At 42.6% G+C, this 12,134-nt stretch carries 12 protein-coding genes; 9 read left to right on the forward strand and 3 right to left on the reverse strand.

What is annotated here, in order from left to right:
• Positions 1–2: 2 nt before the first annotated feature.
• Together hutI and hutH are read right to left on the reverse strand one after the other, a co-directional pair.
• Positions 3–1,229 (reverse strand): imidazolonepropionase, encoded by a 1,227-nt coding sequence (gene hutI / locus J0654_RS12450; protein ID WP_207029413.1) that lies wholly within the window; start codon positions 1,227–1,229, stop codon positions 3–5.
• A gap of 1 nt (position 1,230) precedes the next feature.
• Positions 1,231–2,808: a histidine ammonia-lyase gene (gene hutH, locus J0654_RS12455; RefSeq protein ID WP_207029414.1), complete on the reverse strand. Its 1,578-nt coding sequence runs from the start codon at positions 2,806–2,808 to the stop codon at positions 1,231–1,233.
• A 75-nt stretch (positions 2,809–2,883) separates the two neighbouring features.
• Here hutH and J0654_RS12460 point away from each other — a divergent pair, with 75 nt between their 5' ends.
• Positions 2,884–3,771 carry a LysR family transcriptional regulator gene (locus J0654_RS12460; RefSeq protein ID WP_207029415.1) on the forward strand — a complete coding sequence of 296 codons (888 nt, stop codon included), beginning with the start codon at positions 2,884–2,886 and terminating at the stop codon, positions 3,769–3,771.
• 48 nt (positions 3,772–3,819) lie between these two features.
• On the forward strand, positions 3,820–4,374 hold the full coding sequence (locus J0654_RS12465; RefSeq protein WP_207029416.1) for a nitroreductase family protein: 555 nt from the start codon (positions 3,820–3,822) through the stop codon (positions 4,372–4,374).
• On the opposite strand, the gene J0654_RS12470 is transcribed toward J0654_RS12465, so the two are convergent.
• The gene (locus J0654_RS12470; RefSeq protein ID WP_207029417.1) at positions 4,371–4,883 is read right to left on the reverse strand and encodes a DUF456 domain-containing protein; all 513 of its coding nucleotides are present in this window, start codon (positions 4,881–4,883) and stop codon (positions 4,371–4,373) included. The two genes, J0654_RS12465 and J0654_RS12470, sit on opposite strands and share 4 nt — an antisense overlap.
• Positions 4,884–4,996: 113 nt before the next feature.
• Between J0654_RS12470 and J0654_RS12475 the strand changes: the two genes are divergently transcribed.
• The 7 genes from J0654_RS12475 to ruvC all read left to right on the forward strand — a co-directional run bounded on the left by J0654_RS12475 (position 4,997) and on the right by ruvC (position 12,122).
• On the forward strand, positions 4,997–5,437 hold the full coding sequence (locus J0654_RS12475; RefSeq protein ID WP_207029418.1) for a hypothetical protein: 441 nt from the start codon (positions 4,997–4,999) through the stop codon (positions 5,435–5,437).
• Positions 5,438–5,543: 106 nt separating this feature from the next.
• Positions 5,544–7,769, forward strand: coding sequence for a TonB-dependent receptor (locus J0654_RS12480; RefSeq protein WP_207029419.1), 2,226 nt, complete (start codon positions 5,544–5,546; stop codon positions 7,767–7,769).
• Positions 7,770–7,890: 121 nt separating this feature from the next.
• Positions 7,891–8,253 (forward strand): BlaI/MecI/CopY family transcriptional regulator, encoded by a 363-nt coding sequence (locus tag J0654_RS12485; protein WP_207029420.1) that lies wholly within the window; start codon positions 7,891–7,893, stop codon positions 8,251–8,253.
• On the forward strand, positions 8,250–9,890 hold the full coding sequence (locus J0654_RS12490) for a M56 family metallopeptidase (RefSeq protein ID WP_207029421.1): 1,641 nt from the start codon (positions 8,250–8,252) through the stop codon (positions 9,888–9,890). Before J0654_RS12485 ends, J0654_RS12490 begins: the two co-directional genes overlap by 4 nt.
• A gap of 9 nt (positions 9,891–9,899) precedes the next feature.
• Positions 9,900–11,039 carry a tetratricopeptide repeat protein gene (locus J0654_RS12495; RefSeq protein ID WP_207029422.1) on the forward strand — a complete coding sequence of 380 codons (1,140 nt, stop codon included), beginning with the start codon at positions 9,900–9,902 and terminating at the stop codon, positions 11,037–11,039.
• A 74-nt stretch (positions 11,040–11,113) separates the two neighbouring features.
• Positions 11,114–11,563, forward strand: a complete 450-nt coding sequence (locus tag J0654_RS12500) for a hypothetical protein (RefSeq protein WP_237685982.1) — start codon at positions 11,114–11,116, stop codon at positions 11,561–11,563.
• A 1-nt stretch (position 11,564) separates the two neighbouring features.
• Positions 11,565–12,122: a crossover junction endodeoxyribonuclease RuvC gene (gene ruvC, locus J0654_RS12505; protein ID WP_207029424.1), complete on the forward strand. Its 558-nt coding sequence runs from the start codon at positions 11,565–11,567 to the stop codon at positions 12,120–12,122.
• Positions 12,123–12,134: the final 12 nt, after the last annotated feature.

A 12,134-nucleotide genomic window follows, 5' to 3' on the forward strand; every position in this document is an offset into this window, starting at 1 on the left:
TTTTAATGGATATGTTTCCCTTTTTTCCAAACCATATGAGGCTTTAATTGCCCTTGGTGATATGTTATTTCTTGATAGTTATCCGTAGGGAAAACCACAAAGTCTGCCTGTGCTCCTTCTTCCAGTTTTCCTCTGTCCGACAATCGCAAAGCCGCCGCTGCCCTTGAAGTAATGCCGGCCAAAACTTCGGTGTTGGAGAGTTTTTCAAAAGTCCCTAAAATACTGGCTTGGGTCAATAGGTCACCCATGGGGGCAGACCCTGGATTGTGATCGCTGGCAATGGATAAAGCACCGCCGGCATCCAAGATTTTACGGGCAGGGGTGTAAGCGCATCCCAAACCAATGGAAGCCCCGGGCAATGCTGTGGCTATGGTATTGCTCTTGGCCAACAATCGAATCTCTTTTTCGGTACTGGCTTCCAGATGGTCGGCACTTACTGCATCAAAATCCACGGCTACTTGACTGCCTCCTGTAGTAAATTGGTCGGCATGGACCGTAATATCAAATCCCATTTCTTTCGCTTTTTGAAAATAGGGTTTGATTTCCTCTGGGGAAAAAGCACTTTCTTCCACAAAGGCATCCACGCGATTGGCCAGGTTTTCGGTTTTAATGATTGGGAACAATTCATTTATGATTGTGTCCAGATAATCGTTGTCCTCACTCCAATCTTTCGGTTTCATATGGGCTGCCAAACAAGTGGGGACCAAAGAAGCATTTGTAGTTTTGTTGGCTCGTTTGATGGCGCGTAGCATTTTCAATTCTTCATCTACAGAAAGACCATAACCACTTTTCACTTCGATGGTGGTGATGCCGTTCTTGAGATGTTTTTTACTTCTGGAAACAATCCCTTTGACCAACTCCTCTTGTGATGCTTTTCGCGTTTGGGTTACGGTATCCCAAATACCACCGCCCGCCTTGGCAATCTCCAAATAGGTTTTTCCGGCATTGCGGTAGGCATAATCACGGGCACGAGTTCCACCAAAACAAATATGGGTATGGGAGTCCACAAAGCCCGGCAGACAAACTTGTTGTCCTTCTATATGGTGGATGTCGACATCATCTGATTTTAATTCATCAAAAACACCGACTTTTAGAATTTTCCCTTCGGAAACCAATATGCCCCCATTTTCGATAACGGCTAGTTGCTCGTCTTTGAGCGCTCCTTTTAAGGGGAGTCCCGTCATGGGAAGCAATTGGGTAAAGGGTCCTATCAATAGTGGTCTGTTCATGTTAATATGTTTCAAATTCATCAAGGTGTGGGGCGTTCCACTTCAATTTTTTCTCATCCATTACACGGTCCACCAAATCAATGATTTCACGATTCTGAACGATTTCGATTCCTTTTTCAATGTCATCGGCAAAAACACGGTCGTTTTCGGCAAAAGCAACTTTGGTTCGAAGGAATGTATGGATTTCATCTAATACAACACCGGATTTTAAAGGTTTTCTGTATTCAAATGCCTGGGCCGAGGTCAACAGTTCGATGGCCAGGATTTTCTCTACATTCTCGATAATGTTCAGTGCTTTTCTACCGCTGATGGACCCCATGCTCACATGGTCTTCCTGTCCCAACGAGGTAGGAATGCTATCGGCGCTGGCAGGGAAACACAGGCTTTTGTTCTCACTCGCCAATGCCGCAGAAGTGTACTGTAAAATCATGTAGCCCGAATTGATACCTGTATCGTTCATCAGCAATTTTGGAACACCCGGACTGTTGCCTTCGAGCGCCAGATAAATGCGTCGGTCGGATATGTTTCCAATTTCTGAAGCGGCCAAAGCAGCATAGTCCAAAGCCATGGCCAAGGGCTGTCCATGAAAGTTACCTCCACTTATGGTGAGTTCATCATTTATAATGACAGGATTGTCTGTGACCGAGTTGAGCTCGATTTCCAATAATTCTTTCAAGTGTAGCCAAGCATTGCGCGACGCCCCATGTACTTGTGGCATACAACGTAGGGAATAGGGGTCCTGTACCCGTTCACAATCGATATGGTCTTCCAAAATTTCGGAACCTTGGAGCAGGGTGCGTATTCGGCCCGCCACATGTTGGTTGCCTTTGAACGGGCGGAGTTCGTGTAATTCCTCAAAAAAGGGCTTCATGGAACCTTGTAATCCTTCGAGCATCATGGCGCCAATAATATCCGCATGGCGAAGGCAATACTGTAATTTATGTAGGACCATAACACCATGGGCAGCAATGAATTGGGTACCATTGATCAATGCAAGACCTTCTTTTGGACCCAATTCCAAAGGTTTTACTCCTGTTTGCTGAAATAACTCTTGGGTCGGGATGGTTTTTCCCTGGTATTCCACTTTCCCAAGTCCAATCAATGGAAGAAATAGATGGGAGAGTGGAGCCAAATCACCAGATGCCCCTACCGAACCTTGGGAGGGGACCACGGGAATGGCATCGTTTTCCAAATGCCAAAGCATACGTTGCAGTGTGGTTTCGGCAATACCTGAAAAGCCTTTTGCCAAGGCATGGATTTTTAGGATCAACATGATCTTTGCCAATTCGTTGGAAATGGGATTGCCTACCCCCACACTATGGCTTTGCAATATGTTGGATTGAAGTATTTTGGTGTCCTCTTTGGATATTTTGGTATTGCACAAGGGACCAAACCCTGTGTTGATGCCGTACACTGTATCGCCTTTTTCCACGATACGCTGAACGCGTTGGTAACTCGCATTTACATTTTTCAGGCATTCGTCGGAGAAAACACCTTTTATGCTGCCTTGGGCCATGCCCAAAGCTATACTTGCGGTTAAATGGTCTTCGCCAAATTGAAATGTTCGGTCTATCGCCATGCTTTTTTCTTTTGAATAAAATTACCATTTAGGTTTAATAATTGCCAATACTTATTTTTGTAATAATCAATAAGTATGAATTATCAAATAGAACTTCGACATTTCATCTATTTTTTGGCAGTGGCTGAAGAGCTCCACTATAGAAAAGCCGCTGAAAAGCTGTTTATTTCCCAACCTGGATTGAGCACGCAAATCAAACAGATGGAGGAGATACTGGGCACCCAACTTTTTGTTAGGGACAAGAAAAAGGTGAGTCTGACCCCCGCCGGGGAGTTTTTGAAAAAGGAGGTGGAATTTATCTTGAATCATCTGGAACAGACCAAGAAGCAGGTAAAACTTATCGGAGAGGGGCAATTGGGGGAGGTGCGTATCGGATTTTTGGGTTCTGCCATGCAAAATGTGGTCCCCAATTTATTGCTGGGTTTGAAAGAAAAGTTCCCAACGGTCCATACCACCCTGGAGGAGCTTTCCAACCGAGCGCAGATCAATGCGATATTGGCCGATCGATTGGATTTAGGCTTTGTACGATTGTCCCGCGTTCCTAAAGGACTCGATGTGAAACCTGTTTTTGAGGACACCTTTTCCTTGGTGCTACCGGCAGACCATCCTTTGGATGAAGCGAATTTTAAGAACATCAGCCAAGTGGCGGATGAGGATTTTATTCTGTTTTCCCAAGATTATAGCCCAATGTACTACGATACTGTCCTAAGTATTTGTGAGGATAGTGGTTTTGTGCCCAATGTTTCGCATAAATCGGTCCACGCACAGACCATTTTTAAACTGGTGGAGAATAAACTGGGCATAGCTATTGTACCAACAACGCTTCAGTATGGGTTCCAGATGAAGGTAAAATTCATCGAAATGAAAAAAATAGATCAACGGGCCATTTTGAGCATGGTCTGGAAAACGGATAATAGAAACCCGGCCCTTCAAAAATGTATGGACTTGCTCCTTAAATTATGATAGCAACGTTTTGGAGCGTAACTTTGGGATTCAATTTAATAGCGCATTATGATTTTTGATCTGATCAAGGAAAGGAGAAGTATTTTTCCTCCCCAATTTAACGATAAACCCATATCAAGAGAAACTATCGAGAAAATCTTGGAGGCCGCGAATTGGGCCCCAACGCACAAGAAAACAGAACCTTGGAGGTTTAAGGTGTTAATGGGGAAAAAGAAACACGAATTAGGTGCTTTTTTGTCTAATAAATATCAAGAAGTGGACCCCAAGCCAAAACAGATGAAAATCAAAAAACTGCAGTTTAACCCATCCAACTCTGGAGCGGTAATCGCCATCTGCATGCAACGGGACCCAAAAGAAAGCCTGCCCGAGTGGGAAGAGATTGCCTCGGTGGCCATGGCTGTCCAAAATATGTGGTTGTGCTGTACCGAACTTGGTATTGGATGTTATTGGGCATCACCGGGACTTATAAAGTTTATGGATGAATTTTTTGATTTGAACGAAGGCGAAAGATGTCTCGGATTTCTTTTTATGGGGTACTACGATGGTGAAGTGGAACCATCCAATAGAACTCCTATTGCGGAAAAAGTACAGTGGCTGGATTAACCAAAAGTAAATAGGTCCCCGGCATACTTAATGGTGATGTATACGTAGAAAATGGTATACATAACAGTTACCACAAGTTTCATAAAAGTACCCGTCAAAAAACCTAAAAACGAACCAAAGGCCGCCTTCATGGCGGTTTTTTTATTGGCCTTGTTCAACAATTCGCCGACCAATGCACCAATAAATGGCCAAATGATAATACCCAAGGGTCCGAATATCGGAACAAAAAGGGCTACAAGTAGACCTATGATGGTTCCCCACATGCCAGCTTTGCTGCCACCGAAACGTCTGGTACCCATGGCGGGTATTATATAATCCAAAATGGTGATGGTGATCGCGATGACAAAGGTTACTCCCAAAACCCACCAATTATCGGGTACTGCCCTAGTCAAATAGAGTAATAATAATCCCAACCAGCTGATAGGCGGACCGGGCAAAACGGGCAAAAAGCTACCGAGTATTCCGACCAGCATCAAAAGAAACCCCAAAATGAGCAATGCTATGTCCATGGTTGTGTTTTACTGTTAGACAAATGTAACTGACAATTGTTACAAACAAAATAGAAATAAAACCCTACCCTAAATTTTTTCGTAAGTAAATTGAAGCCGATCATCAAAGGGTAATGAAAAAAAATAAAACATATACAAAATCAAAGCTCATCAGTACAGGATGCGCTGCAATGTGTCTGTTTTATTTACTTGGACTTTTTAACGGACTGGTGTTGGAGACCTTGCATGAAGTCTCCCACGTTGTTTCTCCAGAAACCAACCACCATCATTTTGCTTCTGATCACGAAGCCATAGATTATTCTTCTTTGGAAGCCATGGCGGGCCACTCCCACGAAGCATTGGAAGCCTTAAAGGAATTGTTGGAGGCCCATCAGCCCGATGAGCAAGAATCCAAGGATAGGATTAGCTTTAAATTGGATAAACATGTTCCCGAAGAAATTAGGCTTCAACATGAAATAGGTTTGTTGCCAGTAGGTAACAACAATTGGGCTTATCAAAGCATAGTTCCCTTATGGTGCCAAAGCGTAACTACACCGCCTCCCCAACATAGTTGAAAAATAGGCTAGGCCAATTTTAAGAACGAGTTCCAATCTTTTTTGGGGTGGTCTAGTACTTCTATTGTTCAGACTTATTTATCAAATCAAATTAAAAGACAACGACATGAGATATTTTATGACGGCATTGTTCATGCTGTTCATTAGTGCTCTTGCTGCACAAAACATAGAGGGAAAACTGGTAGATGAAGCTGGTTCCCCCTTAGAGGATGCTGGAATTTTCAACAAAACTAGTGGACAACATAGCCATACCGATGGAACAGGACATTTTGTTCTGGACAGAACCTCGGTGAACGACACAATTTACTTTTCCAGGTTAGGTTATGCCACGCTCACCCGAGTGGTGAGTGAAACGGATTTACAAAATACGATTACCATTGTACTTGAGGAAAGTTCCATTTCATTGGACCAAGTAGTTTTAGTATCCAAGGTGGACGCCTTGAGTAGAGTGGTGGATGTGGATGTTAAAACCAATCCCGTAAAATCATCACAGGAAATTTTAAGGAAGGTTCCTGGCTTGATCATTGGACAGCATGCTGGCGGCGGAAAGGCCGAACAAATATTCTTGCGAGGCTTTGATGTTGATCACGGAACCGATGTGGCCATTAATGTGGACGGGATGCCGGTAAATATGGTTTCCCATGCCCATGGGCAGGGTTATGCAGATCTTCATTTTGTTATTCCTGAGACCATTGAGAATGTCAACTTTGGGAAAGGACCCTATTATGCCGATCAAGGGAATTTTAATACCGCCGGTTACGTGAATTTAAAGCTGAGAAAAAGCTTGGACAAAAGCGTTTTTTCCACCGAAGTTGGACAATTTGGGGCGCGCAGGTTTATGGGAATGTTCAATGTATTGGAGAACCAAAATTCCAATGCTTACGTGGCTTCGGAATTGTATTTGACAGATGGACCGTTTGAGTCGCCACAGCACTTTAATCGAATCAATCTTTTGGGAAGATATCGCTATGCTTTGCCTGGTGATCAAGAGTTGCTGTTAACTGCTTCACACTTTTCGAGCAAATGGGATGCATCGGGCCAAATACCACAACGAGCGGTCGACCAAGGTTTGATCAGTCGTTTTGGAGCCATTGATGATACGGAGGGCGGACAAACGAGCAGGACCAATTTCGTTTTGAACCATAACAAAAACTTGGGGGCGGGTAAATCGCTCAATACAATGGTGTTTGTATCCCATTACGATTTTGAACTCTATTCCAACTTTACGTTTTTCTTGGAGGATCCTGTAAATGGTGACCAGATCAAACAATTTGAAGACAGGATGCTGGCAGGTGCTAAAACCGTTTTTCAGGATAATTCGGCCAATATGGGCAACTTGAATTTCAAATACAATGCAGGAATGGGTTTTAGATACGATAATGTAGATGATAACCAACTGTCCCACACCTTCAACCGTAAAGATCTATTGGAACGATTGGCCTATGGAGATGTGGACGAGGTAAATGGCTACGCCTTTGCTGGAGCTGAATTCAAATCCGGTAAATTTACGTTTGAGCCCGCCCTTCGTATGGATTACTTCAGGTTCGATTATGTTGACAAGATGAGTGAGCTTTACGACAGTCGCAGTGAGGAAAAAGTGGCTTTTAGCCCTAAATTCAATACCATTTACAGTCCAACTCAAAACACCCAGTTTTTCTTAAAAACAGGAATCGGTTTTCATTCCAACGATACTAGAGTCGTTGTAGCAAATGAGGGTGAAGAAATTTTACCGGCCGCCTATGGGGTGGATTTAGGAACAATTGTAAAACCAGCGGATAAATTGGTTTTAAATGCCACCCTCTGGACTTTGTTTTTAGATCAAGAGTTTGTGTATGTTGGGGATGCAGCGATAGTAGAACCCAGCGGAAAAACCAGAAGAATGGGAATCGAAGTGGGAGCGAGGTACCAACCCATGGACTGGATTTACCTATATACCGATGCTAACTATACCCATGCTCGTAGCACCGAAGAGGCCGATGGAGAAGATTACATACCCTTGGCACCCGATTTTACAATGGCGGGTGGTGTTACCATGGGAGGCAACGAAGGTTTTTCGGGAGGATTTAACTATCGATACATCGATGATAGACCTGCCAATGAGGACAATTCCATTGTAGCGGAAGGCTATTTCGTGACTGATGCAACGTTGAATTATAGTGTGAACAACTGGACCTTTGGACTGATTGTGGAAAATCTGTTCGATACCGAATGGAACGAGACACAGTTCGCTACGGAAAGCCGATTGTTCAACGAACCGAATTCTTTTGAAGAGATTCATTTTACACCGGGAACGCCTTTTTACCTACGAGGAAAGGTTACCGTAACTTTCTAAATAAGTATCCGCCAGAAAACTACGCTGGCGGATTTTTCACTAAATTATCAACTAAAAAATTAGTTTAAACTAAATATTTAGTTATATTTGTTTCGTATTGAACTAAAAAGTTAGTTGAAAAATGAAACAACTCACCAAGGCAGAAGAAGAGGTAATGCAGCTCCTTTGGAAAATTGAAAAGGGCAATGTGGCCGCAATTTTGGAAGAATTGCCAGAACCCAAGCCAGCCTACAATACGGTTTCCACCATTGTTCGGATCTTGGAGGACAAGGGTTTTGTGTCTCACGAAAAAGTGGGCAAGGGGCATGTGTACTTTCCTTTGATGAAAAAAGAAGAGTACAGTAATCAGAGCCTGAACAAATTGATGGATGGGTATTTCCAAGGCTCATTCTCCAGTATGGTGTCCTTTTTTATGAAGAAGAACGACATCAGTTTAAAGGAACTCGAAGAAATTATGAAAAACATTAAAGACAAAGAGCAATGATTACCTACATTCTAGAATCTTTAGCGTTTCAACTCGTCTTTTTGTTGGCATACGATCTTTTTTTAAAGAAAGAGACCTTTTTTCAATGGAACCGCGCATATATGCTGGCTACGTTTGCACTTTCTATTGCATTGCCCTGGGTAAAGATTGAGGCCCTACAGACCTCAATGCCACAGGAGTTGGAAACCACAACAGTATTTCTTGCCCAGTTGAACGGGGTAGTACTTGGGCCCGGCATGGAACAAGCTGGTTTGCTCGAACGTATTTCTTGGCCATACTTGGTTTTGGGTCTTGGGAGTACATTGGCAACGATATGGTTTGCTTACAAATTGATTCAGATAGGAAGACTCCGTAATAAAAGTGTGGTGGAGAATTATAAAGAATTCACGAAAGTCACCGTGCCTAAAAGTACTTCCGCTTTCTCCTTTTTTCGAAACATTTTTATGGGAGAAGAAATCAAAAAGGACAAGGAGCCCAATATTCTGGCTCACGAATTGGTGCACGTAAAGCAATGGCATTCCTTAGACCTGCTCTTTTTTGAGTTGGCCCGAATAGTCTTCTGGTTCAATCCCTTGGTGTATATCTACCAGAATAGAGTTGCGGAGCTTCACGAATTCATTGCAGATGAAAAAGCTGTGAAGCAAAACAAGGCAGCACATTTTGAGATGTTGTTGTCCGAAGCCTTCAACACACAGAATATCAGTTTTGTCAATCAATTTTTCAATAAATCACTAATCAAAAAACGAATAGTCATGTTACAAAAAAAGAAGTCCAAGGCCGTATGGCAATTAAAGTATGTATTGTTGTTGCCCCTTGTGTTGGGCATGTTGGTGTATACTTCTTGTGAGGTCGGTAAGGAAGAAAATAATGATGAAATGGATTCCAGTGTCCCTTTGACCATGGCTATAGAAGTGCCATTTGGTGTAGTAGATGAGGTGCCTGTTTTTCCCGGTTGTGAAGATGCCGTTGACAAAAAAGCTTGTTTCCAAGAAAAAATGCAAGCACATATCCGCAAAAACTTTCATTATCCCGAAGCGGCTCAAGAGCAAGGCATCCAGGGTAGGGTAAGCACCATTTTTATAATTGATCAAGAGGGAAATGTGGTGGATATCAATATGAGAGGTCCCCATGAACTTTTGGAAAAGGAAACTGAACGAATTTTGTCCAAACTGCCTCAAATGCAACCAGGTAAACAAGATGGACAACTTGTGAATGTTCCGTTTTCCATTCCAATAACTTTTAAGCTTGACGATGGGGATCAAACGAAAAAGTCTGCCCTAGAAAGTGATAATTCCGTTCCCTTCGCCACAATCGATCAAGTACCCATTTTCCCGGGTTGTGAAGATGCCGTTGACAAAAAAGCTTGTTTCCAAGAAAAAATGCAAGCACATATCCGCAAACATTTTAGATATCCCGAAGAAGCACAAGAGCAAGGTGTCCAAGGTAGAGTTTCAGTTTTGTTTACAATTGATACAAATGGTGAAATTTCAACTATAAAAAAGCGCGGTCCACATGAGATTTTGGAAAACGAAGCGGTTAGGATTATAAAACGATTACCAGCAATGCAGCCTGGTAAGCATGAAGGTCAAGTAGTAAAAGTACCTTTTGCAATCCCAATTACTTTTAAATTGCAATAATCCGTCAATTTGAAGAAGATATTTGTTCTCTTTCTGTTTATACTTTTTAAAGCCGGTGCCCAAACATCGGCTTTGACCGTTGGGGATAGTCTGTACGCTTTAGGAAATTACATCGCTGCCATCAACGAATATGCAAAGGTCGGGGATGATGAAAAATCCAGCCTTCAAATAGCACGTTCCTACCATACCATCGGGAATTACGATAAGTCCATTGCCCAATACACGGCTATTTTGGATAATAACCCTGAATTTGTACTTGCACGTTTTGAACTGGGCAAGCTATTGTTGAAAACCAAAAATTATGGACCCGCTTTGGAGATGTTCCATGTTTTGGTTAAATCAGGACAAAAAAATCCAGAGTATTTCTATTATTTAGGAAGGACTTACGAGTCCGTCAAACAAACCGACAGAGCAACCACGGCATTCAAGACTGCTGTGGAAAAAGATAGCACCCATTTACGGAGCTTATATTCTTTGGGCAAATATTATGTTGGTCAGGAGATAAAGGATTCCGCTCTGGTCTATATCGATAAGGGTCTCCGGTTTTACGAAAATGATGTGGCCATGATCAACTTAAAGGCATTGGCCTTTTTTAATAATGGGCAGTTTCAATTAGCTATTCCCCATTTTGAAAGATTATTGGATTTGGGCGAGGAAAAACCTTTCGTTTATGAGAAACTTGCTTATTGTTACTTCCGGAACTGGGAGCCGGAAAAGGCATTGGAAGCTTATCGCAAATTGAGCAGTTTCCCGAATAAATTGTCGGCCGCTTATTCAGGATTGGGCGAAGTATATTTTGAGGAAAAAGAGTTGGACAGCGCCCAATATTATATCAAAAAATCCATAGAGGAGCGAATGGCTTCCTTTCCACAGGAATATGCAAGCCTTGGCCGCATAGCCCGATTAAAGGGGCAGACAAAAAAATCCATGGATTACTATGTAAAGGCATGGGAGGAGAACAAAGACAACTATTACAATTACTATCAAGTCTGTGTTTTGGCCGACGAATACTACAAGGACCCCAAAACCCGCTTGAACTATTACGAAAAGTTGCTCGAGATGTATCCGGATCTAGTTCCGTTCCTAATGGAACGGACCAAAAACCGAATCAAAGAGATAAGGGAGGAAATCCATTTTGCCAGCAACTGATTTCTTCAAAATGTCGTAATTTCAGCCAAATTCTAGGGGCTGTCATGCAGAAGTTTGTTTTGTTAATCATTTTTATGGGTTTGCTCGTATCCTGCGAGCTGTTCGAGTCCAAGGAGGATAAGACCCAAAAACTGGTCAATGAGGAACTCCTGACGATTGATTGGAACGATGTAGACCAATACCCGCTTTTTGATGATTGTGACGAAACGGCCCCCAAAGATGCGCAACAGGAGTGCTTCCAAAACGTGATCACCGAATATTTTTCCGAAGCTTTGGCGGGACTCAACTTTCAAGTTCGGAACGATATCAACGATACGGTCTACATTGATTTTTTGATTGATGAGCATGGTTTTATGTCGGTATTGAACGTGGAGGAAAAAACATCCGTGCTCAATGAAATATCGGATTTCAACACCAAAATCTCCGCACGTTTGAACGATTTGACCACGGTGGCACCCGCATTAAAAAGAGGAAACCCAGTAAGTCTTCGCTTTAGGCTTCCACTGGTTTTAAATACCTACTAATTTGGCAACAGAAAAAATTATATTGGGAATAGATCCTGGAACCACGATCATGGGCTTCGGCATCATCAAGGTGATCAAGAAACAAATGCACTTTGTGCAGATGAACGAGTTGATGCTCCGTAAGTATGATGATCCCTATACCAAGCTCAAGCTTATTTTTGAGCGTACCTTGGAACTCATTGATACCTATCACCCAGACGAAATAGCCATTGAAGCCCCATTTTTTGGTAAAAATGTGCAGTCCATGCTCAAATTGGGCCGTGCGCAAGGTGTTGCGATGGCAGCTGGACTGTCCAGGGAAATTCCGATAACAGAGTATATGCCCAAAAAGATAAAAATGGCTATTACGGGCAATGGGAACGCCAGTAAAGAACAAGTGGCCAGAATGCTTCAAAGTCTGTTGAATTTAAAATCCTTGCCCAAAAACTTGGATAGTACCGATGGTTTGGCTGCTGCCGTGTGTCATTTCTACAACGAAGGCAAGGTAGAAGTCGGGAAAAGTTATACAGGTTGGGAAGCTTTTGTCAAGCAGAATCAATCAAGAATTAAAAAGAAGTAATAGTTCATTGCA

This window comes from Flagellimonas profundi, assembly GCF_017313275.1.
GTDB lineage: Bacteria > Bacteroidota > Bacteroidia > Flavobacteriales > Flavobacteriaceae > Flagellimonas > Flagellimonas profundi.

Excerpts from the sequence above, each read along its gene's own strand:
- hutI (WP_207029413.1), bottom strand. The coding sequence starts at position 1,229 with ATGAACAGACCACTATTGATAGGACCCTTTACCCAATTGCTTCCCATG.
- hutH (WP_207029414.1), bottom strand. The coding sequence starts at position 2,808 with ATGGCGATAGACCGAACATTTCAATTTGGCGAAGACCATTTAACCGCA.
- J0654_RS12460 (WP_207029415.1), top strand. The coding sequence starts at position 2,884 with ATGAATTATCAAATAGAACTTCGACATTTCATCTATTTTTTGGCAGTG.
- J0654_RS12465 (WP_207029416.1), top strand. The coding sequence starts at position 3,820 with ATGATTTTTGATCTGATCAAGGAAAGGAGAAGTATTTTTCCTCCCCAA.
- J0654_RS12470 (WP_207029417.1), bottom strand. The coding sequence starts at position 4,883 with ATGGACATAGCATTGCTCATTTTGGGGTTTCTTTTGATGCTGGTCGGA.
- J0654_RS12475 (WP_207029418.1), top strand. The coding sequence starts at position 4,997 with ATGAAAAAAAATAAAACATATACAAAATCAAAGCTCATCAGTACAGGA.
- J0654_RS12480 (WP_207029419.1), top strand. The coding sequence starts at position 5,544 with ATGAGATATTTTATGACGGCATTGTTCATGCTGTTCATTAGTGCTCTT.
- J0654_RS12485 (WP_207029420.1), top strand. The coding sequence starts at position 7,891 with ATGAAACAACTCACCAAGGCAGAAGAAGAGGTAATGCAGCTCCTTTGG.
- J0654_RS12490 (WP_207029421.1), top strand. The coding sequence starts at position 8,250 with ATGATTACCTACATTCTAGAATCTTTAGCGTTTCAACTCGTCTTTTTG.
- J0654_RS12500 (WP_237685982.1), top strand. The coding sequence starts at position 11,114 with ATGGGTTTGCTCGTATCCTGCGAGCTGTTCGAGTCCAAGGAGGATAAG.